The organism is Arthrobacter sp. STN4, assembly GCF_024539665.1.
GTDB lineage: Bacteria > Actinomycetota > Actinomycetes > Actinomycetales > Micrococcaceae > Specibacter.
The window spans coordinates 155478-179706 of record NZ_JAKZGX010000006.1; the positions used below are offsets into that span (position 1 = coordinate 155478).

General features: G+C 69.8%; 19 protein-coding genes and 1 pseudogene. 6 read left to right on the plus strand and 14 right to left on the minus strand.

All coding sequences use genetic code 11. From position 1 onward, the window contains the following. Positions 1-53 precede the first annotated feature (53 nt). Positions 54-1166, minus strand: coding sequence for an alanine dehydrogenase (gene ald / locus MMF96_RS07035; protein ID WP_256883042.1), 1113 nt, complete (start codon positions 1164-1166; stop codon positions 54-56). Positions 1167-1386: 220 nt separating this feature from the next. Between ald and MMF96_RS07040 the strand changes: the two genes are divergently transcribed. Further along, positions 1387-2604: a CdaR family transcriptional regulator gene (locus MMF96_RS07040; protein ID WP_256883043.1), complete on the plus strand. Its 1218-nt coding sequence runs from the start codon at positions 1387-1389 to the stop codon at positions 2602-2604. An 18-nt stretch (positions 2605-2622) separates the two neighbouring features. On the opposite strand, the gene allB is transcribed toward MMF96_RS07040, so the two are convergent. From allB to MMF96_RS07095, 11 genes and pseudogenes are all read right to left on the minus strand, one after another. Next, positions 2623-3996 carry an allantoinase AllB gene (gene allB / locus MMF96_RS07045; RefSeq protein ID WP_256883044.1) on the minus strand — a complete coding sequence of 458 codons (1374 nt, stop codon included), beginning with the start codon at positions 3994-3996 and terminating at the stop codon, positions 2623-2625. Continuing rightward, complete coding sequence (locus MMF96_RS07050) at positions 3989-5143, minus strand: glycerate kinase (RefSeq protein ID WP_256883045.1); 1155 nt, start codon at positions 5141-5143, stop codon at positions 3989-3991. The genes allB and MMF96_RS07050 overlap by 8 nt, the downstream gene beginning before the upstream one ends. 9 nt (positions 5144-5152) lie before the next feature. After that, positions 5153-6943, minus strand: a complete 1791-nt coding sequence (gcl, locus tag MMF96_RS07055; protein ID WP_256883046.1) for a glyoxylate carboligase — start codon at positions 6941-6943, stop codon at positions 5153-5155. Positions 6944-7082: 139 nt separating this feature from the next. After that, positions 7083-7964: pseudogene (locus tag MMF96_RS07060) on the minus strand (2-hydroxy-3-oxopropionate reductase); the annotation flags it as partial. 31 nt (positions 7965-7995) lie between these two features. Beyond that, positions 7996-8787 (minus strand): hydroxypyruvate isomerase family protein, encoded by a 792-nt coding sequence (locus MMF96_RS07065; protein WP_176618377.1) that lies wholly within the window; start codon positions 8785-8787, stop codon positions 7996-7998. A gap of 431 nt (positions 8788-9218) precedes the next feature. Continuing rightward, the gene (locus tag MMF96_RS07070) at positions 9219-9437 is read right to left on the minus strand and encodes an AAA family ATPase (RefSeq protein ID WP_306295757.1); all 219 of its coding nucleotides are present in this window, start codon (positions 9435-9437) and stop codon (positions 9219-9221) included. Next, positions 9404-9730 carry a hypothetical protein gene (locus MMF96_RS07075; RefSeq protein WP_256883047.1) on the minus strand — a complete coding sequence of 109 codons (327 nt, stop codon included), beginning with the start codon at positions 9728-9730 and terminating at the stop codon, positions 9404-9406. Before MMF96_RS07075 ends, MMF96_RS07070 begins: the two co-directional genes overlap by 34 nt. Before the next feature lie 87 nt (positions 9731-9817). Beyond that, positions 9818-10630 (minus strand): bifunctional allantoicase/(S)-ureidoglycine aminohydrolase, encoded by an 813-nt coding sequence (locus MMF96_RS07080; RefSeq protein ID WP_256883048.1) that lies wholly within the window; start codon positions 10628-10630, stop codon positions 9818-9820. A 10-nt stretch (positions 10631-10640) separates the two neighbouring features. After that, entirely contained in the window at positions 10641-11909 is a 1269-nt protein-coding gene (locus MMF96_RS07085) for a DUF6986 family protein (RefSeq protein ID WP_256883049.1), read from the minus strand. Continuing rightward, positions 11906-13534: a malate synthase A gene (aceB, locus tag MMF96_RS07090; RefSeq protein ID WP_256883050.1), complete on the minus strand. Its 1629-nt coding sequence runs from the start codon at positions 13532-13534 to the stop codon at positions 11906-11908. Before aceB ends, MMF96_RS07085 begins: the two co-directional genes overlap by 4 nt. Continuing rightward, positions 13531-14934 carry an NAD-dependent malic enzyme gene (locus MMF96_RS07095; protein ID WP_256883051.1) on the minus strand — a complete coding sequence of 468 codons (1404 nt, stop codon included), beginning with the start codon at positions 14932-14934 and terminating at the stop codon, positions 13531-13533. The genes aceB and MMF96_RS07095 overlap by 4 nt, the downstream gene beginning before the upstream one ends. 210 nt (positions 14935-15144) lie before the next feature. Between MMF96_RS07095 and MMF96_RS07100 the strand changes: the two genes are divergently transcribed. Beyond that, positions 15145-15900 (plus strand): IclR family transcriptional regulator, encoded by a 756-nt coding sequence (locus MMF96_RS07100; RefSeq protein ID WP_176618370.1) that lies wholly within the window; start codon positions 15145-15147, stop codon positions 15898-15900. An 88-nt stretch (positions 15901-15988) separates the two neighbouring features. Here the strand turns inward: MMF96_RS07100 and MMF96_RS07105 are convergent, their stop codons facing one another. After that, positions 15989-17365 (minus strand): 8-oxoguanine deaminase, encoded by a 1377-nt coding sequence (locus tag MMF96_RS07105; protein WP_176618369.1) that lies wholly within the window; start codon positions 17363-17365, stop codon positions 15989-15991. Positions 17366-17777: 412 nt separating this feature from the next. Here MMF96_RS07105 and MMF96_RS07110 point away from each other — a divergent pair, with 412 nt between their 5' ends. From MMF96_RS07110 to MMF96_RS07125, 4 genes are read left to right on the plus strand one after another with little or no spacing between them, the layout of a single operon-like run. Next, complete coding sequence (locus MMF96_RS07110; protein ID WP_176618368.1) at positions 17778-18263, plus strand: nucleoside deaminase; 486 nt, start codon at positions 17778-17780, stop codon at positions 18261-18263. Positions 18264-18280: 17 nt separating this feature from the next. After that, complete coding sequence (locus tag MMF96_RS07115) at positions 18281-19813, plus strand: NCS2 family permease (protein WP_176618367.1); 1533 nt, start codon at positions 18281-18283, stop codon at positions 19811-19813. Positions 19814-19817: 4 nt separating this feature from the next. Continuing rightward, positions 19818-20690, plus strand: a complete 873-nt coding sequence (locus MMF96_RS07120) for a xanthine dehydrogenase family protein subunit M (protein WP_256883052.1) — start codon at positions 19818-19820, stop codon at positions 20688-20690. 3 nt (positions 20691-20693) lie between these two features. Then, complete coding sequence (locus tag MMF96_RS07125; protein WP_256883053.1) at positions 20694-23453, plus strand: molybdopterin-dependent oxidoreductase; 2760 nt, start codon at positions 20694-20696, stop codon at positions 23451-23453. Here the strand turns inward: MMF96_RS07125 and nboR are convergent. Then, positions 23450-24055: a nicotine blue oxidoreductase gene (gene nboR, locus MMF96_RS07130; RefSeq protein ID WP_256883054.1), complete on the minus strand. Its 606-nt coding sequence runs from the start codon at positions 24053-24055 to the stop codon at positions 23450-23452. The genes MMF96_RS07125 and nboR overlap by 4 nt on opposite strands. Positions 24056-24229 lie beyond the last annotated feature (174 nt).

Below are 24229 nucleotides of genomic sequence, written 5' to 3' on the forward strand. Positions count from 1 at the left end.
ACGCGTCTGCATGCGTGCCGTCCAGAACTTTTTGCCGCGGGGCACGGCGCCGGCTACACCAGCTGGTGCCAGTCCTGTGCCAGGGGCAGGCCGTGGGCGGTGGAGACCGAGTGGTGCACCACCTGGCCGCCGGCCACGTTCAGCCCGGCAGCCAGGGCGGGGTCCGCCTCCAGTGCCGCAGCGACGCCCAGGTTGGCCAGTGCCACGGCGTAGCGGAGCGTGACATTGGTCAGGGCGTACGTGGACGTGTTCGGCACCGCGCCCGGCATGTTGGCCACGCAGTAAAAGACGGAGTTGTGCACCGTGAACGTGGGGTTTTCATGCGTCGTGGGATGGGTGTCCTCGAAGCAGCCGCCCTGGTCCACGGCGATGTCCACCAGCACCGAGCCCGGCTTCATCCTGGAAACCAGCGCATTCGTGACGAGCTTGGGCGCCTTGGCCCCGGGGATCAGCACCGAGCCGATCACCAGGTCCGCCTGCAGCAGCGCACGCTCGATCTCCAGGGTGTTGGAGGCCACGGTCTTCAGCCGTCCCTGGTAGTGGTCGTCCAGCTGGTGGAGGCGGTCGATGTTGATGTCCAGGATGGTCACGTCCGCGCCGGCGCCAATGGCCATGGCCGCGGCGTTGGTGCCCGAGACGCCGGCACCGAGTATCACCACGTTGGCCGGGCGGACACCCGGGACGCCGCCAAGCAGGATGCCCTTGCCGCCGGCCGGTGCCGTGAGGCACTGGGCGCCCACCTGGACGGACAGGCGCCCCGCCACCTCGGACATGGGGGCCAGCAGTGGCAGGACACGGCCCTGCTGCACGGTCTCGTAGGCGATGGCGGTGACGCCGCTCTCCATGAGCGCGTGGGTCAGCTCCGGCTCGGCCGCGAGGTGCAGATAGGTGAACAGCACCAGGCCCTTGCGGAAGTACGGGTATTCGATGCTGATGGGTTCCTTGACCTTGACCACCATGTCCGCCCGGCCCCACACCTCGGCCGCGTCGGTGACGAGCTCGGCCCCGGCGCCCTCGTATTCGGAGTCGTCAATGCCCGAGCCCTGCCCGGCGCCGCGCTCCACCAGCACGGTGTGGCCGTGGCTGGTGAACTCGTGCACGCCGGAGGCCGTCATGGCCACACGGAATTCGTTGTTCTTGATTTCCTTGGGTACGCCGATAATCATGGTTTTTCCTTTTGTTCTGGCGGGTCCCGGCGGGCATTTCCACCACGGCCTGGTACCTCCAACACTAGGCCCGTCCTGTGGGCTGGATCATGGCCCGCAACCGGCCCTGCCGGGTAAAACCGCGCAAATCCTGGGTTCTTGCCGTTCGTCATTGGACATCTGTCGACGCATGCGGGGCCAAGTGTCGCCCGGTGTCTGTTCCGGGACGTACGCTGGAGCCATGCGAAACCAGGAGATCGAGGACCTCGTGGAGCAACTCGCCGTCGAACTGGGCCGCGGGCTCTCACTGGAGGACCTGGACGGGCTGCTGCTGGCCTACAGCGCCAACCAGTCGCACGCGGACCGGGTGCGGGTGAACTTCCTGCTGAGCAAGCGCGTCCCGCCCGACGTCAGCGCCTGGCAGCTTTCCCACGGAATCGCCGCCGCCGTGCGCCCCGTGGTGGTCCCCGCCAACGCCGAACTGGGCATGCTGGGCCGCGTCTGCGTGCCGCTGATGGTCCGTGGTTTCCGGGTGGGATACCTGTGGGTCCAGCAGGATGCCCAGGAGCAAAGTGCGACGGCGATCCTCGCCCAGCTGCCCCGGGTCCGGGACGCAACGGACCTCCTGGCCACGCTGCTGCTGGACTCCAACACGGCCGAATCAAGCCAGCGCCGCGCCCGCGAACAGCAGTTCCTGGCCGCCGCGGACGGTGACAGGCATGCCCTGGAAGTGATTGCCGACTGGCCCGAAATCCGCCAGCGCGGGCCGTGGCAGGCGGCCACGGTCCATGCCGGCCCCGGCACGGACGCCGGCCCGCAGGCGGTGCGGGACCCGCTGGCCGCAACCCTTGTCAACCGCAGCGCCGCACTGCAGGCCACCGTGGGCTTTGACGACGCCTTGTTCACGGCCGGGCTCGGCAGCCACGCCGTCATGCTGTTCCGGGCCAGGCAGGGCCGCACGGCGCATGCGGCCGTCCTCAAGCGCTACGAAGGCGAGCTGGCGAAGCGGACGGGGGTCCCGGCGTCGAAGGTGGTGATGGGCATCGGGGAGCCGTTTGGCTCGCTGCGCGCCTTGCCGGCGGCGTACCGGGAATCGCGGATTGCGGCGCAGGCGGCCACCGTGGACCCGGCGCTGGGCGCCATCCTGGATGTGCGCGGCGCCGGCGTCTATGAAGTGTTGGCCGGCGGCGCGGCCGACCCGGAGGACAGTGTCTATTACCGCCTGCTCCAGGGCCGGGCCGATGCCGCGGAACTGTTCCCGGTGCTGGAACTGCTCTACGACAGCGACGGCGCCGTGGCCGGCATTGCCGGGCGCCTCCACCTGCACCGGTCCACCGTGTACAACCGGATTGCCCGGGTACGCGGCATCATCGGCGCCGACCCGCTGGCCGGCCGCGTCCGGCTGGAGCTGCACCTGGCGCTGAAGGCCGCGCGCTGGGCGGCCCGCCCGCGGCTCTGACCCCCGGACCTGCGGGGATCAGGCGTGGCTGCGCAGCAGCCTGCCCGTCGGGGTGGTGCCGTCGATCTCGGCACCGGCCAGGAAGGTGCGCCGCACAACGCCGGTGAGGGAGGCGCCGTCGTATGGGGTGATCGGGTTCTTGTGCTTGAGCCGGGTCACGTCCACCACCTGGGCCTCGTCGGGGGCGAAGATGGCGAAGTCGGCGTCGGCGCCCACGGCCAGCCGGCCCTTGGCCGCCAGCCCCACCAGGTCTGCGGGCCCGGAGGACATCCAGCCCACCACCTTTTCCAGCGGGATGCCGCGCTTGCGGGCCTCGGTCCAGATGAGCGGCAGGCCCAGCTGGAGCGAGGAAACGCCGCCCCACGCCACGGCGAAGTCGCCGTTGTCCAGGTCCTTCAAGTCCAGCGTGCTGGGGGAGTGGTCGGAGACGATGCAGTCGATCGTGCCGTCTTCCAGGCCCTGCCAGAGCTGTTCGCGGTTGCCGGCCTCGCGGATGGGCGGGCAGCACTTGTAGGCGGTGGCGCCGTCGGGCACGTCCTCGGCCTGCAGCGTCAGGTAGTGCGGGCAGGTCTCCACCGTGATCCGCAGGCCCTCGGCCTTCGCGGCGGCAATCAGCGGCAGCGCCTCGGCGGAGGAGAGGTGCAGGATGTGGGCGCGGGCGCCGGTGCGCCGGGCTGCATCAATGACGTGCGCGATGGCCGTGTTTTCGGCAGCCCGCGGCCGCGAGGCCAAAAAGTCCGCGTAGTGGCGCCCGGGCACGGCCGGGGCCTCCTCGATGGTCCGGGAGTCCTCGGCATGGACGATGAGCAGCGAATCGAAGGTGCCGATCTCCGCCAGGTCGCGTTCCATCTCTTCCGTCTCCAGGTGCGGGAACTCGTCCACGCCGGAGTGGATGAGGAAGCACTTGAAGCCAAACACGCCTTCCTCGTGCAGCGGACGCAGGTCCGCGGTGTTGCCCGGGATTGCCCCGCCCCAGAATCCGACGTCCACAAACGCCTGCCCCGTGGCGGCCCGGCGCTTGAGCTCCAGGTGCGGGACCGTCGTGGTGGGCGGGATGCTGTTCAGCGGCATGTCCACCACGGTGGTGACGCCGCCGGCCGCCGCGGCGCGGGTGGCGGAGGCAAAGCCCTCCCAGTCGGTGCGGCCGGGCTCATTGATGTGGACGTGGCTGTCCACCAAGCCGGGCAGCAGGGTTTCATCCGAGGCCAGTTCGATGGTTTCACGGCCCGTGAGGCCGGCGCCGAGGGGCTCGACGGCGGCAATCACCCCGGCGTTCACGCCCACCTCGCGCGCGGCGGGGCCGGCCGGGGTGAGGACGCTGGCACCACGGATGACAAGGTCAAAGATTTTCTTTTCAGACGGTGTTGATTCAGACGGTGTTGCTTCAGACAAGGGAGGTCTCCTCTTTTCGGGCCGCGGCCAGTTCCATTCCAATGGTTGCACCGATTTGTTCCAGGAGCTCCCCCGCATGGCTCATGCAGCGGGCGGTGTCCGGTTCAAGGTCGGTCAGGGCGAACGTCCGGTCAAAGCCGGCGCCGCGCAGGGTTGAATCGTCCAGGGTGGTGCGCCCGCAGACGGCCAGCGTCCGGACCCCGGCCAGCTCAGCCGCGGCGGCGACCCCCACGGGGGCCTTGCCACGCAGGCTTTGGTGGTCCAGGCTGCCTTCGCCGGTGACCACGATGGCCGCGCCGGGCAGCCGCTGCTCCAGTGCGGTCAGCTCCATCACCACGTTGATGCCCGGCCGCCGTTCGGCGTTCAGCACCGCCAGGGCCGCGAAGCCCACGCCGCCGGCGGCGCCGGAACCGGGCTGGTTGCTGGCGTCCACCGAGTGCATGCCGAGTTCGTTGGACAGCACCCGGAAGTAGCGCTCCAGCGCGGATTCAAGCTGTTCCACCTGGTGCCGTGTGGCGCCCTTTTGGGGACCAAACACGGCGGCTGTCCCGTCCGGGCCCAGCAGCGGGTTGTCCACGTCGCTGGCCAGCGTGAACCGGGTGCCGGCCAGCCGGGGGTCAAGGGTTTCCAGCACGATCCGGGACACGGCGGCGAGGGCTCCGCCGCCGCGGGGGACGGGGCGGTCCTTCCCGTCGAGCAGCTTCGCACCCAGGGCCGCCAGCATGCCGGCGCCGCCGTCGGTGCAGGCGCTGCCGCCCACGCCGAGGACGATCTCGGTGCAGCCCGCATCCAGGGCAGCACGGACCAGCTGGCCCGTCCCAAAACTGGACGCCGTGAGCGGCGCCGGGGTGCCGCCGTCGAGCACGTGCAGGCCGGAGGCGGCCGCCATCTCGATGACGGCGGTGGCCCCCCGGACCGCGAAGTCGGCCTCGACCGGCCGGCCCGTGGGCCCCTCCACGGTGGTGGTGATCCGGGTGAACCCGGCGGCGGTGGCGGCATCGACGGTGCCTTCGCCGCCGTCGCCGAGCGGGACCAGCTCGAGGTCAAGGGCCGGGTTGGCGGAGCGGAGCCCCGCGGCCAGGTGCCGGGCCGCCTCGGGGGCGGACAGGGAGCCCTTGAACTTGTCCGGGGCCAGGATGACGCGCATGGCGTGCTCCTAGCCCTGCAGGGCCAGGATGGCGGTGGGGGCGTCGGCGGAGGATTCGGCCAGGCCCTCGAACTCGGTCATGTTGTCCAGCTCCGAGCCCATGGAAATGTTGGTCACGCGTTCCAGGATGGCCTCGACGATGACCGGGACCTGGAACTCCTCCATCATTTCCTTCGCCTTGGCGAAGGCGGCCGGGAACTGGTCCGGGCGTTCCACGCGGATGGCCTTGCAGCCCAGGCCTTCGGCGACCTTGATGTGGTCCACGCCGTAGCCCGCCGCCGTCGCCGACGAATCGGTGGAGTTCGTGTTCTCAAAGGCCAGCGAGACCTCGTAGTCCATGTCGAAGCCGCGCTGCGACTGGCGGATCAGGCCCAGGTAGGAGTTGTTGACCACCACGTGGATGTACGGCAGCTTGAACTGTGCGCCCACGGCCAGTTCCTCGATCATGAACTGGAAGTCGTAGTCGCCGGAGAGGGCGACGACGGTCTGGCCGGGCTTGCCGCGGACCACGCCCAGGGCGGCCGGGACGGTCCAGCCCAGGGGTCCGGCCTGGCCGGCGTTGATCCAGCGGCGCGGGCCAAAGACGTGCAGCATCTGGGCGCCGGCGATCTGGGACAGGCCGATCGTGGAGACGTAGGTGGTGTCCTCACCGAAGGCGGTGTTCATTTCCTCGTAGACGCGCTGCGGCTTCAGCGGCACGTTCTCGAAGTGCGTCTTGCGCTGCATGCTGCCCTTGCGGGCGGTGCACTCGGCGGCCCAGTCGGTGTAGTCGGGTGCAGTGCCGGCGGCCTTGCGCTCGCGGGCCACCTCCAGCAGCATCTCCAGGGCGGCGCCGGCGTCGGAGGCGATGCCCAGGTCCGGGGCGAAGACGCGGCCGATCTGCGTGGGGTCAATGTCCACGTGGATGAAGGTGCGGCCCTTGCGGTAGGTGTCCAGGCCTCCGGTGTGGCGGTTGGCCCAGCGGTTGCCGATGCCGATCACGGCGTCGGAGGCCAGGAAGGAGGCATTGCCGTAGCGGTGCGAGGTCTGGATGCCGACCATGCCGGCCATCAGCGGGTGGTTGTCAGGGATGGCGCCCCAGGCCATCAGCGTGGGGATGACCGGGATGGACAGCAGCTCGGCCAGTTCCACCAGCTTGTCCGAGGCGCCGGCGTTGATGATGCCGCCGCCGGCCACAATCAAGGGGTGCCGGCCGGCGAAGAGCAGGTCCAGCGCCTTTTCGGCCTGCTTGCGCGTGGCCTTGGGCCTGGCGGCCTCCAGCGGCTCGTACAGGTCAATGTCAAACTCGATCTCCGCCAGCTGGACGTCGAACGGCAGGTCCAGCAGCACCGGGCCGGGGCGGCCGGAGCGCATCAGGCCGAACGCCTTCTGGAACGCGCCGGGCACCTGGCCGGGCTCCTTGACAGTCATGGACATCTTCGTGACGGGGGCGGCGATGGACTCGATGTCCACGGCCTGGAAGTCTTCCTTGTGCAGCTTGGCCAGGGGTGCCTGGCCGGTGATGCACAGGATCGGCACGGAGTCGGCCCAGCTGGCGTACAGTCCGGTGACCATGTCGGTCCCGGCGGGGCCGGAGGTGCCCAGGCAGACGCCGATGTTGCCGTCGGCGGCCCGGCTGTAGCCGTCGGCCATGTGCGAGGCGCCCTCAACGTGGCGGGCCAGCGTGTGGCGGATGCCGCCGTGGGCCTTCATGGCCGAGTACAGGGGGTTGATGGCGGCGCCGGGCAGCCCGAAGGTCTCGGTGGCGCCTTCCTTTTCCAGAATTGCAACGATCGCGTCAACTGCGCGCATCTTGGCCATGGTGTGCTCCTTGGGAGAAAAATGTGGGGTGTTTTTGGGTGTGCTGCAGGCGCCCGCGCCGTGGGTAATGGACGACGCCGGTACGTGCGGTGGGTGCCTGGCCGGCGGTTTGCGCCGGTGGCCGGGAGTGCGCGGGTGGTTACTTGCGCCCGGAGAGGGCGGCCGCCTGCTTGAAGAGGCCTGAGTGGTCCAGGCCGCCGTCGCCCTGGGCCACCATGGCGGTGACGAGCTGGGCCACGGCTGCGCCGAGGGGGACGGTGACGCCGGCTTCGCGGGCTGCGGCGGTGACGATGCCGAGGTCCTTGTTGTGGAGGGCCAGTCGGAAACCCGGGTCGAAGTTGCGCTCCAGCATCTTTTGGCCCTTCTGGTCAAGGACCTTGGAGCCGGCGAGCCCGCCGCCGAGCACCTTCAGCGCGGCGTCGGTGTCCACGCCGTAGGCCTCGAGGAAGACGATGGCTTCGGAGAGGGCCTGGATGTTGACGGCCACGATCAGCTGGTTGGCTGCCTTGACGGTCTGGCCGGAGCCGGAGGGGCCCACGTGGACGATCGTCTTGCCCACGGCGCCGAGGATGTCCGCCGCGGCGGCGAAGTCCCCGGCCGTGCCGCCCACCATGATGGACAGGACGGCGTCAATGGCGCCCTGTTCCCCGCCGGAGACCGGGGCGTCGAGCGGACGGATGCCCGCCGCGACGGCATCCTCGGAGAGGCGCTTGGCCACATCCGGGCGGATGCTGCTGGCGTCGATCCACAGGGCGCCCTTGCGGGCGTTCGCGAAAACACCGTCGCTGCCGCTGACCACGGCCTCGACGTCGGGGGAGTCCGGCACCATGGTGATGACGGCGTCGGCGTCCTTGACGGCGTCGGCAATGCTGGTGGCGGCGCGGCCTCCCGCGGCGGCGAGCTTGTCGGCTGCGCCCTGGCTGCGGTTGTAGCCGGCCACGGTAAAGCCGGCGTTGACGAGGTTGACCGCCATGGGCAGGCCCATGATCCCGAGGCCGATGACTGCGATGTTCTTCATGAGGAGGTCCTTAGGGGGAAGTGGTGGAAGCTGGTTAGTTGCTGGCGGCGGGTTCGCGGATGGCCCAGGTGAAGGCCTCCGCTGCGGCTGCCTTGTACTCAAGGCCGATGGGGCCGGTGTAGCCGAGCTCGCGGCTGCGCGTGATCCATTCGCCCAGGGGGAGTCCGCCCGTGCCGGGGGCGCCGCGGCCGGGGTTGTCCGCGATCTGGATGTGGCCGAAGTCCTTGGCGTGGTTTTCAATGACGGCGGCCACGTCGTCGCCGTTGACGGCGAGGTGGTAGAAGTCCGCGAGCAGCTTGATGTTTGCGGCGCCGGCCCGGGCGATGACGTCCAGCGCGTCACGGGCCGTCTTCAGCGGGTAGGCCGGGGTGCCGGAAACCGGCTCCAGCAGCACGGTGCCGCCGATCCCGGCGACGCCCGCGGCGGCCGCCCGCAGGTTTTCCAGCGCCGCCTCGTCCTGGGCCTCGGGGGCGGTGCCGTCCTGGCGGTTGCCGTAGAGGGCGTTGAAGCCCGTGCAGCCCAGGCGGCCGCCGATCCCGGCCACAACGTCGATGTTGTCGCGGAACTCGGCGCTGCGGGCCGGCCAGGAAACCAGGCCGCGGTCGCCGCCGGGCATGTCCCCGGCGTTGAAGTTCAGGCCCGTGAGCTGGACGCCGGCGTCGGTGATTGCGTGCTCGAAGGCGGTGACCTCGGCGTCGGCGGGGACGGAGGTGGCAAAGGGCCACCAGAATTCCACCGCGTCGAAGCCGGCCGCCTTGGCCGCTGCGGGGCGTTCCAGCAGGGGTAGCTCCGTCAGGAGGATGGAGCAGTTCACTGTGTACGTCATCGTGGGGTCCTTCCGGGAACGTCGGCGTTCCGCTATGGTTCATCTTTTCCCTCAAGATTTCATCTTGTGGAATTTAGATTCTGCTTTATGAAAAGTCTAGGGAAGGTGCCGGGCGTAGTCAAGGGGGTCGGGTGCCACACGCAAAAATGCCGCCGTTCCCAAATTTTGCCACCGGTAGAGGGGCGGCAAAATGCGGGAACGGCGGCAAAAACCGCGCGGCCGGAGCCCCGCGGCGGCGTCAGTGGCCGGTCATGGGACGATACGAGGCGCTATATCGGACCGTCGAGCCCTGCACGCCGGGTCGCTTTCGTCCTTCCCGGCACCGTCGCTGCCGGGCAGGGTCCTGTCGGAGGATTCGCCGTGGGCCATGGGTTTGTCGACGGCGGCGGCCAGGTGGGCGTCGCCGGGGGAGGCCCGGCGAGGTCAACGCGTCAGGGGCGTTGCGCCAATGCGCGGGCCAGCTTGGCCGCCTCCGTGATGCGGGCCAGCGAACCGCCGGCGGGGAGCACCGCCGTGGTGCCCCCGCTCTGGCCCAGGAGGTAGCGGACTGTGTGGGTCTTTCCCGTCCCGGGCGGGCCGTAGACCAGCAGGGCGCCCATGCCGGGGCCGTAGTCGCTCACGGCCAGGGAGACGACCTGGTCCTTGAACACGCTGTGCCGCTCGAGGCGGCGGCGCACTTCGGCCAGGAAGCCGGCGGCGTCCGCGGGCCCGTGGCCTGGTTTTTGAAGTCCGGCCGTGACAGCGGAAAGCGCGGGAACGTCAGCGACTGCTGGATGATCTCGCTCAGCGACAGGTGGTTGCGCCGGTCGCCGCCACCAACGCCCACCAGGCGGCTGTACGGATCGCGGCCCGCAACGGCCGCCGTGAGGATGCCCAGGTCCACCAGCCGGTGCTGCGGGAACTGTTCCACCACCACGGAAAGCTCCGACGCCGGCGGGCCCATGTGCGCCAAGGTCCTTGATGAACAGCCCCAATTTTTCATCCATGGGCCCGACCCTGGCAGGTGCCGCCGCGCCGGCCGGGACGTGCCCTACGTCAGCTTGACCTGGCGGTTCATGTCCTTGTACAGCAGGTAGCGGAACTCGCCGGGGCCGCCCGCGTAGCAGGCCTGCGGGCAGAAGGCGCGCAGCCACATGAAGTCGCCGGCCTCCACCTCCACCCAGTCGTTGTTGAGCAGGTACATCGCCTTGCCCTCCAACACGTACAGGCCGTGCTCCATGACGTGCGTCTCCGGGAACGGGATGACCCCGCCCGGCTGGAACGTAACGATATTCACCTGCATGTCGTGGGCCAGGTCGGAGGAATCCGTGAAGCGGGTGGTCTTCCAGGCCCCGTCCGTGTCCGGCATCGCGGTGGGTTCCACCTCGGCGTCGCTCGTGACGAAGGACTTGGCCGTGTAGCCCTCGAGCCGCTCGTAGGCCTTGCGGATCCACTGGAAGGTGGCGATGCCGTCGGAGACGTTCTCCAGGCCCCAGGCGTCCCCGGCCGCCAGGTAGGCGTAGCCGCCTTCCTCCAGCTGGTGGAGTTCGCCGGCAAGGGTCAGGTTGACCTTGCCCTGGGTGACGAAGATGACGCCCTCGACGCCTGGCTCGAACTCGGCGCGCGGCGCCGCCCCGCCCGGTCCCATCTCGACAATCAGCTGGGAGAACGTGGTGGCGAAGCCGGAGATGGGGCGGGCGATGATCCAGGACCGGGTGTTGCTGAAGCCCGGCAGGTTGCTCGTGACGATGTCCGTCATGACGCCCTTGGGGATGACCGTGTAGGCCTCCGTGACAATGGCGCGCTCGGTGGTGAGGTGTGTCTGGGGCGGCAGGCCGCCCGTGGGGGAGTAATACTTGCCCATCGATGGCTCCTTAGTGGGAAACGGGTGCGAGCCGCGGGTGGGCCAGCGCCGTCAGTTGGGTTTGGTCAAGGCCGGTGGACGCCTGGACTTCGTCGGCGCCCGCGGCGCCGCAGACCAGTCCGCGCAGCACAAAGTTGGCCAGCGCGCGGGCCGTGGCGGGCTCGTCCATGACGGCGCCCTCGGTGCGTGAGACGTAGTTCGCGAGTCGGGCCGCCGCGGCCGGCAGGCCCTGGCGGTAGAACGCGTAGGTGGCCAAAAAGCGGGTGGGCAGGTGGGCCGGGTGCATGTCCCAGCCCTGGTAGTAGCCGCGTTCCAGCGACCGCCGGACCAGCCGGCCGTGCAGGCGCCAGGCGTCTTCGGCGCCGTCGCCCAGGGGGATGACATTGCTGGAGCCGTCGGAGAGCCGGATGCCGGTGCCGGCCACGGCCAGCTGCATGACTTCCTTGGCAAAGTCGGCCACGGGGTGCTCCATGGACTGGTACTGCGCCGAGATTTCCAGGGAAGCACTGTAGTCGTAGGTGCCGTAGTGCAGCGCGCTGATCCGTCCGGGAACCTCATGGGCCAGGCGGGCCACCGGCGAGCTGCCGTCCGCGCCGAGGATCAGCTGCGGCGTCTCCACCTGCACCTCGAAGCGGAGCCGTCCGGCCGGCAGCTTGTGTGCCGCCTCAAGCCGCCCGACGGCGAAGTCCATCGCCTTGACCTGGTCCACCGTGGTCACCTTGGGCAGCGTCAGCACCAGGCCGTCCGGCAGCTCCCCGGCCTCGGCCAGGGTGGAGACAAACAGGTCCAGGGTGCGCAGGCCGCGGGCCCGGGTGGCCGCCTCAAGGCATTTGAAGCGGATGCCGATGAACGGCGGCGCCGTGCCGGCCGCCACCGCGGCGGCCACGGCCTTGCCCGCTGCCACGGCGTCGGCGTCCTCCGCCTCGTCGCCGCGGTTGCCGTAGCCGTCCTCAAAGTCCAGGCGCAGGTCCTCGATGGGCTCCGTGGCAAGCTTGGCGGCCACCCGGGGGGCCACCGCGGCAGCCAGCGCGGAATCCTGCCCCAGCAGGGTGCCCAGGCGTTCCAGTCCGCCATGGGCGTCTGCCGCGGCCAGGGCCTGGCGGCCCCAGTCGGCGGCCAGGCCCGGCGTGAACCGGTCCGCCGGGACGTAGACGGTGTGCACCGGCTGGCGGGAGCCGTCGTCGCCCGGGTAGTTGCGGTCCAGCAGCCGGTCGGTGGCCTGCAGGGACGCGTCTATCTGTGCGAGGTCGGACGCCGAAAGGGACGGGACGGTGCTCATGACCCGGCAGCCAGATCGTAGGCGGGGATGGTCAGGAAGTCCGTGTAGTCCTCGGAAAGGCAGATGTCCGCGATGAGGTCGCTGGCCGGCTTGTAGTACTTGGCAAAGGCGTCGTCGCCCACCTCGCTGTGCAGCTTGGCGGTTTCCTCGGCCAGGATCTCCGTGACGAGTTCGCGGGTGACGGTCTTGCCCGTGTCCGCCAGGGTGGAGGCGTTGTGGATCTGCTGCCACACCTGGGAACGGGAAATTTCCGCGGTGGCGGCGTCCTCCATGAGGTTGTGGATGGCCACGGCGCCGCTGCCGGAGAGCCACACGGCGGTGTAGGCGACGGCGACGTACAGGTTTAGGCGCAGCCCGGCCTCGGTGACGGTGCCCTTGGCGGAGGCGATGTCCAACAGCTGGGCGGCGGTGACCTCAACCTCGGGGCGCTGCTTGTCCAGCTGGTTCGGGCGCTCGCCGAGCACGGCGTCGAACACTTCCTGGCAGACGGGGACCAGGTCGGGGTGGGCCACCCAGGAGCCGTCGAAGCCGTCGTTGGCCTCGCGGGTCTTGTCCGCACGGACCTTCTCGAACGCGGCGGCCGTGACCTCCGGCTCGCGCCGGTTCGGGATGACGGCGGCCATGCCGCCCATGGCGAAGGCGCCGCGCTTGTGGCAGGTCTTGACCAGCAGTTCCGTGTAGGCGCGCATGAACGGGGCGGTCATGGTGATCTGGCCGCGGTCCGGCAGCACAAAGGCGGCGCCGGCGTCGCGGAAGTACTTGATGATGCTGAACAGGTAGTCCCAGCGTCCGGCGTTCAGGCCGGAGGCGTGGTCGCGCAGCTCGTAGAGGATCTCCTCCATCTCAAAGGCGGCCGGGATGGTCTCGATCAGCACGGTGGCCCGGACCGTGCCCTGGGGGATGCCAAGGTAGTCCTGGGCAAACACAAAGATGTCGTTCCAGAGGCGGGCCTCGAGGTGGCTTTCCATCTTCGGCAGGTAGTAGTAGGGGCCCTGGCCGTTGGCGAGCAGCAGCTTGGCCGTGTGGAAGAAGTGCAGGCCAAAGTCCACCAGCGCGCCTGAGGCGGCTTCGCCGTCGACCACCACATGGCTCTCCTCCAGGTGCCAGCCGCGGGGGCGGGCAACGACGACGGACAGCGGGGCGTCCGTGCGCAGGCGGTATTCCTTGCCCTCCGGGGAGGTGTAGGCCAGGGTGCCGAGGGCGGCGTCGCGCAGGTTCAGCACGGCGTCCACCACGTTGGCCCAGAGCGGGGTGCTGGCGTCCTCGAGGTCGGCCAGCCAGACCTTGGCGCCGGAGTTGAGCGCGTTGATGGCCATCTTGGCCGGCGACGCCGGACCGGTCATCTCCACGCGGCGGTCCGCCAGCGCGGCCGGGGCCGGGGCAACCTGCCAGTCACCGGCGCGGACACCGGCGGTTTCGGGCAGGAAGTCCAGGCCGCCGGTGGCGGCGACGCGCTCACGCTTGGCGGTGCGCTCGGCCAGGCGGGCCTTGCGGGCCGGGTTGAAGCGGCGGTTCAGCTCGGCCACGAACTCCAGGGCCTCGGGCGTCAGGATTTCACCGGCACGGGGGATGGGGGTGGTGTCTGTGACATCAACCGATGCGGTGGGCAGTGAGGTGTTGGTCATGACTGGGTCCTTTCGTTCGAGGCGGCTGCCGCGGCGGCCACGGCGGACGCGACGTCGCCGGCCACGTGCGGGTCGAAGACGCTGGGGATGATGTAGCTGGCGTTCAGTTCGGAGGCGTCCACGCGGTTGGCGATGGCGGCGGCCGCTGCAACCAGCATCTCATCGCTGATGTCGGCGACGCCGGCGTCGAGCAGGCCGCGGAAGAAGCCAGGGAAGGCCAGGACGTTGTTGATCTGGTTGGGGAAGTCGCTGCGGCCGGTGGCCACGACGGCGGCGTGCCGGGACGCGATGACCGGGTCCACCTCGGGGGTGGGGTTGGCCATGGCGAACACGATGGCGTTCTTGGCCATCGCGGCCACCTGCTCCTCGCCGACGATGTTCGGTCCGCTGACGCCGATGAAGACGTCCGCCCCGGTCATGGCCTCATGGAGCGTGCCGTCAAAATTGTCCGGGTTGGTGTGTTCGGCCAGCCAGGCGCGGTGCGCATCCTTGTGCACCTCGTTGCGGTGGACGGCGCCGTTGCGTCCGCACGCCACGATGTTGGTGGCGCCCTGGGCGATGAGGAGCTGGATGATGGCGTTGCCCGCCGCGCCCACGCCGGCCACCACGATCTTGACGTCGTGGATCTTCTTGTCCACGACCTTCAGCGCGTTGGTCAGCGCCGCCAGCGTGACGATGGCGGTGCCGTGCTGGTCGTCGTGGAAGACGGGGATGTCCAGTTCCTCGCGGAGGCGCCGTTCAATCTCGAAGCAGCGCGGCGCGGCGATGTCCTCCAGGTTGACGCCGCCGTACACAGGGGCGATCGCCTTGACGATGCTGATGATCTCCTCAGTGTCCTTGGTGTCAAGGCAGACCGGCCAGGCGTCGACGTTGGCGAACTGCTTGAACAGTGCGGCCTTGCCTTCCATGACGGGCAGGGCCGCGGCGGGGCCGATGTCGCCCAGGCCCAGGACGGCCGTGCCGTCGGTGACGACGGCGATCGTGTTCCGCTTGACGGTGAGGTTGCGGGCCGCTGAGGGGTCCTCGGCGATTGCCATGCAGACGCGTGCGACGCCGGGCGTGTAGGCCCGCGAGAGGTCGTCGCGGTTGCGCAGGGCCACCTTGGGGACGACCTCAAGCTTGCCGCCCAGGTGCATCAGGAAGGTGCGGTCCGAGACATGGAGGACGGAGACGCCCTCGAGCGCCTCGAGGGCGTCCCGGACGCGGTCGGCATGGGCGTCGTCGGTGGTGTTGGCGGTGATGTCCACCGTGATGCTGCCGTGGTGGGATTCGGTCACGTCCAGGGCCGTGACTGCGGCGCCGGCGGCTGCCACGGCGGCGGCCAGTTCACTCGTGACGGTGAAGTTGGAGGGTGCGCTGACACGCAGGGTGATGGAGTTTCCGGGGCTGGGGTTCGCCATTGAATGTCCTTTGTGTGGGCCCGGGGGCCGTCGGAATCTATTTTTGTTTTCGTATGATGGATATTATTATCTATGTAGTGGAAACACAAGCTCCGACTTCTGACGGCTCCAAATACTGGAACGTCATGTATCTTTAGGAGTGAAACGAAGTTTTCACGATGTGGATAAATAGGCGGGGCGGGCGCGCCCCACAAACCGGGAGTGGTGGCCATGGCGGCAAAGGCAAGTGGCGGCGTTCAGTCCGTCGAGCGGGTGTTTGAACTGCTTGAACTCATCACCGACGCGGGCGGCGACGTGACCCTCAGTGAGCTCTCCGGCTCCACCGACCTGCCGCTGCCCACCATCCACCGGCTGCTGCGCACCCTGGTCTCGCTGGGGTATATCCGCCAGCTCCCCAACCGCCGGTACGCGCTGGGCCCGCGGCTTATCCGCCTCGGGGAAGGCGCCAACAAGCAGCTCGGCGCGCTGGCCCGGCCACAGCTGAAGACTCTGGTGGACAGGCTGGGCGAAACCGCCAACATGGCCGTGCTGGAGTCGGACATGGTCATCTACATCGCCCAGGTCCCCTCGCCGCACTCCATGCGCATGTTCACCGAAGTGGGCCGGCGTGCGCACACGCACGACACCGGGGTGGGCAAGGCCCTGCTCGCGCAGCTGGACAACGACACCGTGCGCGGCATCATCGCCCGCCAGGGCATGCCCACGCCCACGCCCAAGAGCCTGGGCAGCATTGAGGAACTGCTGGCGGACCTCGAGCTGATCCGCGGCCGCGGCTACTCCATTGATGAGGAGGAGCAGGAGCTTGGCGTGCGCTGCTTCGCCATGGCGGTGCCCAACGCGCCCACCCCCACCGCCATTTCCGTCTCCGGCCCCGTCACCCGCGTTGACCAGGCCTTTGCCGACCGGGCCGTGCCGATGCTGGAGGCCGCCGCGGCCGTCATCTCGGCGGAAATGAACAGCAACTAAGTCGCAGTAATTGCCGTGGAAAGCGCTTTCGCAGTCCTGAATTCTGCAACAACTGCGACTCAGTTGGCCGGTGTGTGGGGCATGCGGGTCAGCCGGCCACGAGCCGCCGGGCCGCCTTGCTGTGTTCGGCGATGAGGGCGTCCAGGTCAAGGCCCGGCACCTGCCCGTCAAGCACCCGCCACGTCCCGCCCACCATGACGCGGTCGGCGCGGTCGGCGCCGCACAGCAGCAGCGCAGCCACGGGGTCGTGCGCGCCGGAGAAGCGCAGCTCGTCGAGCGTGAACAGGGCCAGGTCGGCCTGGCGCCCCGGGGCAATCTCGCCCAGGCTTTCGCGCCCCAGCACGCGCGCCGAGCCCCGGGTGGCCCAGCCCAGCGCCCGTTCCGCCGGTACGGACGCGCCGTAGCGCAGCCGCTGCAGGTAAAGCGCCTGCCGGGCCTCCTGGACCATGTTGGAGGCGTCGTTGGATGCCGAGCCGTCCACGCCCAGGCCCACCGGTGCACCGGCCGCCTCCAGTTCCAGGATGCGCGCCGTGCCGGACGCGAGCCGCATGTTCGACGTCGGGCAGTGGGCAATGCCGGTGCCGGCGGCCCCCAGCCGGGCGATCTCGGCGTCGTCAAAGTGGATGCCGTGCCCCAGCCAGGTGCGCGGCCCCAGCCAGCCCACGCTCTCCAGGTAGTCCACGGTGCGCAGGCCAAAGCGGGCGCGGCAGAACTCCTCCTCGTCCAGGGTTTCGGCCAGGTGTGTGTGCAGCCGCACGTCCAGCCGTTCGGCCAGTTGCGCGCTTTCAGCCATGAGTTCGCGCGTGACGGAAAACGGCGAGCAAGGCGCCAGGGCAATCTGGATGACGGCGTCGTCGCCGCGCTCGTGGTACATGTCCACCAGCCGCTCGCTGTCCGCGAGGATCACGTCCGGATCCTGCACCGTCGACTGCGGCGGCAGCCCGCCGTCGTTCTCACCCAGGGTCATGGATCCGCGGGTCAGGGTGGCCCGCATGCCAAGCGTCCGGACCACCTGGACCTGGAGGTCGATGGCGTCCTCGAGCCCGTCGGGAAACAGGTAGTGGTGGTCGGCCGCCGTCGTGCAGCCGGAGAGCAGCAGTTCGGCCAGGGCCGCCGTGGTGGCGAGTTCCAGGTCCCGGGGGGCCAGCCGCGCCCAGACCGGGTAGAGGTTTTTCAGCCACGGGAACAATTCGGCGTTGGCCACCGGCGCCCACGCGCGGGTGAGGCTTTGGTAAAAGTGGTGGTGCGTGTTGACCAGGCCCGGGGTGATGACGTGCCGGCCGGCGTCGAAGACCTCCTCGCACGGGGTGGCGGGGGACGCGCCGGTGGCGACCACCTCGGCGATGGTGCCCCCGGAAATGACCACCCCGCCGCCGGCGTCGAGGTTGTTGGCGGTGAAGGCGGCCAGCGGGTTTTTCAGCCACAGGCGGTGTGGCGGAGGGGGCGTTGGGGCGGTGGTGGGCATGGGGATCCTTTGTCGGGCCGGCGGACTGGTGTGCCGGGTGCCGGCCCCCACAAAAAAGAGCCGGCACCCTGTGGTGCCAGCTCAGTGTCGCCCTGTCCGGTGGCGGGCCCTGTCTGCTGATCCAGGTTGGCCTGCCGCGGCAGGCCTGGCCCCAATCTAGGCGGGACTGGCGGTGGAAGTCAACGCATGTGAGCGTTTCATGATGCGAAAACAAATTTCCAAAAAACGGTTGCCTGGTCCGCGGCCCGGTGTTAGTGTCATCATCAAGTCTATGGCGGGCGCCCATCGAAGGGCCGCTATCTACCGGGCGTATCTTGAATCCCAAACCAAGTGCACACCGGTAAGCGGAAGCCTTACGGCGTCCCGCAAGGACATGAGATGCCGGGTGCTCGAAAGTGACAAGGAAGTCACCATGAATACCAGTCAAGACAGCCGGGACCACCTGGCCCGGGCAGTGGAGTTGGCAACGGCCAACGTCCTGGACAACGGCGGGCCGTTCGGCGCCGTCGTCGTCACGGCGGACGGGCGGGCCTTTGAAGGCATCAACCGCGTCACCGCCAACAACGATCCCACCGCACACGCCGAGGTCACGGCCATCAGGACCGCCTGCACGGCGCTGGGCACCTTCGACCTCACCGGAGCCACCCTCTATACAAGCTGCGAACCCTGCCCCATGTGCCTGGCCTCCGCACTCTGGGCCCGCGTGGACAAGGTGTTCTACGCGGCGGACCGCCACGACGCCGCCCGTGCGGGCTTCGACGACGCCGTCTTCTACGACTACTTCGACACCCCCGTGGAGCTGCGTCCCATGCCGGTGCGGCAGCTCGCACCCGGCACCGCCGACCCCCTGGCCCCGTTCACCACGTGGAACGGCCTCGCCACCCGGATTGACTATTAGGGCGGGGGCAGCAACAAATGGCACTTATAAACAAGACCGGCGGAAAAAAGGCCGGCAACGCCAGGGTGGCCCCCTCGGGCTCCACCCCATCGGGCCCCGTTCCACCGGCGCCCCGGCGCGGACTTGTGCACTCCCTTGACCGCTACTTTGAAATCACGGCCCGCGGCTCCAACGTCCTGCGCGAATTCCGCGGCGGCCTCGCCACGTTCTTCGCCATGTGCTACATCGTGGTGCTCAACCCGCTGATCCTCAGCTCCGCGGACGGCTCCGGCCACACGCTGGGGATTCCGCAGGTGGCGGCAGTGACCGCCGTCGTCGCCGGCGTTACCACCATCGTGATGGGCGCCTGGGCCAAGTACCCCTTCGCGCTCGCCGCCGGGCTCGGCGTGAACGCCTTTGTCTCGGCCACCATCGCCACCACCAGGAACCTGACGTGGCCGGAGGTCATGGGCCTGGTGCTCATTGCCGGCATCGTCATGTTCGTCCTGGTCATCTCCGGGCTCCGGGAGGCCGTCATGCGGGCCGTCCCGGCCGGGCTGAAGACCGCCATCGTGGTCGGGATCGGCCTGTTCATCGCCATCATCGGGCTGGTCAACGCCGGGTTTGTCCGCCGCATCCCGGACGCCGCGCACACCACCGTTCCCGTGCAGCTGGGCCAGGATGGAAAACTGCTGGGCTGGCCCACGCTGGTGTTTGTGTTCGGGCTCGTCCTCACCATCATCCTGGTGGTGCGCAAGGCCAAGGGCGGCATCCTGATCGGCATCGTGGCCTCGACCCTGTTTGCCATGGTCCTGCAGCTGTTCACGCACACGCCCTCCAGCCAAAGCGACCCCTCCGGCTGGGCACTCATGGTGCCCGCCGTGCCCGGCACCTTCCTTTCCGTGCCGGACCTGTCCCTGGTGGGGAAGGTGGACCTGTTTGGCGCCTTTGCCCATCTGGGGATCATGTCCGCCCTGCTGCTGACGTTCACCATTTTGCTCAGCGTGTTTTTCGACGCGATGGGCACCATGACCGGGCTCGCCAGCGAGGCGGGGCTGGTGGATGAGAACAACAACATGAAGAACGCCAACCGGGTGCTGCTCGTGGACGCGGCAGGGTCCATGGCCGGCGGCTTTGGCTCCGTCTCCGCCAATGAGATCTTTGTCGAATCGGCCGCGGGCATCGCCGAAGGCGCACGCACCGGGCTGGCCAGCCTTGTCACGGGCGCACTGTTCCTGCTGGCGGCGTTCTTTGCCCCGCTGGTGGCTATTGTCCCGTTCGAGGCGGTGGCCCCGGCGCTGGTCATTGTCGGGTTCATGATGGCCTCCCAGGTCCGCAAGGTCGACTGGAGCGACTACGGCATCGCCATCCCGGCATTCCTGACGTTCATCCTGATGCCGTTCACGTACTCCATCGCCAACGGCCTGGGCGCGGGCTTCATCGCCTACGTCATCATCCGGGTCGTCCAGGGCCGGGCCCGCGAGGTGCACGTGCTCATGTGGGGCGTTGCCGCGGCCTTTGTGGTCTACTTCGGCGTCGGACTGCTCCAGCAGGTCCTCGGGATCGGCTAGTCCCGTGGACCTTAACACGATCGAGGCGGTGGTGCCCACGGCCGACCCCGCCGACTGGCGCCCGGGGGATGCCTGGCTGGCGGGCGGCACGGTGCTGTTTTCCTACGGCAGCACCACGCTGCGCCGCCTGCTGGACCTCACCCGCGCCGGCTGGCCGGCCATCCAGGCCGACGGCGGCGGGATCGAGCTGGCCGCCACCTGCACCATCGCCGAACTGTACGCGCTGCCGGAGCGGCCGGGGCTTCCGGCGGGCTGGACGGCGCTGGAACTGGTGCGGCAGTGCTGCGACTCCTTCGTGGCTTCCTTCAAGATCTGGAACGCCTCCACCGTGGGCGGCAACATCTGCACGGCGCTGCCCGCCGGGCCCATGACCTCCCTGTGCGCCGCCCTCGACGGCGTCGCCACGGTCCTGGAGCCCGGCGGCGGGCGCCGGCAGGTCCCCGTGGCCGGGCTGGTGGTGGGCGAGGCCCGCACCTCCCTGGCCCCCGGCGAACTCCTGCGCAGCATCCACCTGCCTGCGGCCGCCCTGGCCTCCCGGGTGGCGTTCCGGCGGCTGTCGCTGAGCAACCTGGGCCGCTCCGGCGTCCTGTTGATTGGCCGCCTGCCGGACGACGGCGGCCTGGTCCTGACCGTGACCGCCGCCACCCGGCGCCCGGTGCAGCTGCGCTTCGCAGCCGCTGCCGGGTGCGCCGGGCCGTCCGGGCCGGACGCGGCCCGGCTGCGCCAGGCCCTGGACGCAGCCATCCCGGCGGAGCTGTACCACGACGACATCCACGGGCACCCGCAGTGGCGCCGCGACATGACCTACCGGCTGGCCGAGGAAATCCGGGCCGAACTGCTTGGAAACGCGGCCGGCCGCACCACCGAAAGGGCCTGAACCATGGCCATGGAGATCAACGGCACGCCGCACGGCAACGAGCCCCGGCCCGGCGCCTGCCTGCGCACCTTCCTCCGGGAGGAGGGCCTGCTCGGCGTGAAGAAGGGCTGCGACGGCGGCGATTGCGGGGCCTGCACCGTCCACGTCGACGGCGTCCCCGTGCACAGCTGCCTCTACCCGGCCGTGCGCGCCGAGGGGAAGTCCGTCACCACGGTGGAGGGCCTGGCCGGCGGCGGCACGCTGCATCCGATGCAGGAGCAGTTCCTGGCCGCGCAGGGCTTCCAGTGCGGCTTCTGCACCGCCGGGATGCTCATGACGGCGGTGACCTTCGACGACGCCCAAAAGGACAACCTGCCCCGGAACCTGAAGGGCAACCTGTGCCGCTGCACCGGCTACCGCGCCATCGACGATGCCGTGCGCGGGGTGTCCACCGACGGGCCGGGGCGCTGTGGCCGGGTAGGGGCCAATGCCGGCGCCCCGGCGGGCCCCGCCGTCGTGACGGGCACCGCCCGCTACACGCTCGACGTCGACCCGGCCGACTACCCGGGCCTGCTGCACCTGAAGCTGCTGCGCTCCCCGCACGCCCACGCCCGGATCACCTCGATTGACGCCTCCGCGGCCCTGGCGCTGCCCGGCGTCCGTGCGGTTTTCACGCACGGGGACTCGCCCCGGCAGCTGTTTTCCACCGCCCAGCACGAGCTGTTCACGGACGACCCCGACGACACCCTGGTGCTTGATTCCGTGGTGCGCCACGTGGGCCAGCGCGTGGCCGCCGTCGTGGCCGATTCCGTGCAGCAGGCCGAGGCCGGCGTGCGGGCGCTGGTGGTCGACTATGAGCTGCTGCCCGCCGTCCTGGACCCGGCGGAGGCGCTGCGCCCCGGCGCCCCGGCGGTCCACGGGGACAAGGACGGTGCGGCCGCCCGCATTGCGGACCCCGCACGGAACCTCGTGGCGGAGCTGCACTCGGAGCTGGGCGACGTGGCGGCGGGACTGGCGGCGGCGGACGTCGTCCATCAGGAAACGTACACCACCCAGCGGGTGCAGCACACGGCGCTGGAAACCCACGCCTCGATCGCCCATGTGGACGACGGCGGGCGGCTGCACGTGCGCTCCTCAACCCAGACGCCGTTCCTCACCCGCCGTGCCCTGTGCCGCGTCTTTGGACTGGCCGAGGAGGACGTGCACGTGGTGGCCGGCCGGGTGGGCGGAGGATTTGGCGGCAAGCAGGAAATGCTCACGGAGGACATTGTGGCGCTCGCCGCGCTGGCGCTGCGCCGGCCCGTGCAGCTGGAATACACGCGCACCGAACAGCTCACGGCGTCCACCACGCGGCACCCCTTTGTCATCAGGATCTCCGCCGGGGCCCGGCGCGACGGCACGCTGACGGCGCTGGCCGTGGACGTGCTGGTCAACACCGGCGCCTACGGCAACCATGCCCCCGGCGTCATGTACCACGGCTGCGGGGAGTCCCTGGCGGTCTACCAGTGCGCCAACAAGAAGGTGGACGCCCGCTCGGTCTACACGAACACCGTGCCGGCCGGCGCCTTCCGCGGCTACGGGCTGAGCCAGATGTTCTTTGCCGTGGAGTCCGCCATGGACGAGCTGGCCGCGGCGTTGGACCTGGACCCCATGGAATTCCGGCGGCGCAACATGGTCCGCGACGGGGACCCGATGCTGTCCACCTCGCCGGAGCCGGAGGAGGACGTCCACTTCGGCAGTTACGGGCTGGACCAGTGCGTGGAGCTCGTAGACGATGCGCTGCGGCGGGGCGCGGAGCGTTGCCGGGATGCCGGGCTGGACCGGCTGGGCCCGGACTGGGCCGTGGGAACGGGGACGGCGCTGTCCATGATTGACACCGTCCCGCCGCGCGGGCACTTTGCCCACACCGTGCTGGAACTGCTGGCCGACGGCTCCTTCCAGGTCAGCGTGGGCACGGCCGAGTTTGGCAACGGCACGACGACGGTGCACGCCCAGTTGGCGGCGACGGCGTTGAACAGCCGGGCGGAACTGATCTCGGTGCGCCAGTCGGACACGGCGCTGACCGCGCATGATACCGGCGCGTTTGGCTCCACCGGCACCGTGGTGGCCGGCAAGGCGACGCTGCTCGCCGCACAGGATCTGGCCGGGGAGATCCTCAAGGTGGCCGCCGACGCGGCGGGCGCCGACGTGGGGGAGTGCGCGCTGGTGCCGGGTGCCGTGGACTGTGCGGGCGCGCTGCTGCCGCTCACCGAGGTCTTCGAACGGGCCGCCGCGGCCGGGCGGTCGCTGCGGACGGACGGGCGCTGGGGCGGCACGCCGCGCTCGGTGGCGTTCAACGTCCACGGCTTCCGGGTGGCCGTCAACACCGGCACGGGGGAGCTGCGGATACTGCAAAGCGTGCAGGCGGCCGACGCCGGCGTGGTGATCAACCCGAGGCAGTGCCGCGGGCAGATAGAGGGCGGCATCGCCCAGGCGCTGGGGGCCGCCCTGTATGAGGAGGTGTTGGTGGGGGACGACGGCGCCGTGACGACAGACATCCTGCGCCAATACCACATCCCCACCTTCGCGGACGTGCCCCGCAGCGAGGTTTACTTTGCCTCGACCCATGATTCCCTGGGCCCGCTGGGGGCCAAGTCGATGAGCGAGAGCCCGTTCAACCCGGTGGCCCCGGCGCTGGCCAACGCGATCCGCGATGCCACGGGCGTGCGGTTCACGCGGCTTCCGCTGGCCCGGGACGTCATCTACCTGGGGCTCAAGGCCGCCGGGGTCGTGCCGGCGCCCTAGCCGTCGAGCAGGTGCAGGTCCGCCTCGGTGTCCAGGTCGGCGCCGTCGAACACGTCGCTGCAGTCCACCAGGTCGACCAGTCCGGGGTGCGCGCGCAGGAAGGCGCGGGCCCCGGCGTCGCCCGTTGACGTCGCTGCCGCCCATACGGCCAGGGCCGGGTCGAACATGATGGGATGGCCGCGGTGCAGGCCGTGGCCGCCGGTGCGGTAGCCCGCGGCCGTGACGCGGCCCGGGTGGTGGCGGGCGAGGAGCCTGGCCACGAGCCCGGGCGTCACGCCGGGCTGGTCGACGAGGGCCACCAGCACGTTGCTGCCGGGGGCGGCGGCAACTCCCAGGCGGAAGGATCCGCCCATGCCCGACGCCCAGTCCCCGTTGGCCACGAGCCGGCAGCGGGCCAGCACCGAGCCCGGCTTCCGCAGCGCCGCCACTTCGGGGGCGCCGGCGCCCGTGACCACCACAATGTCGCTGCAGCCGCCGTCCTCCAGGACCGCGGCGGCATGCTCCACGAGCGTGCCGCCCCGGAACGGCAGCAGTGCCTTGGGCCCGCGCCCCAGCCGCGTCCCGGCACCTGCCGCGAGCAGGACCGCCGTCGTATTCACCATGGCACCCAATCTATGCCGGAAAGCGCCCTATGCCGGAAAGCGCCGTGGCCGGGCTTGTTGTCGCCGGTTGGGGTTAGCTGTCGCCTCCGGCGTTGCCGGTGGTGCCGGCGTTGACGTTGAGGAGGTCGTATTTGGTGGCGGCCTGGCGGGGTGTGTCGGGGTTGATTTTTCCGT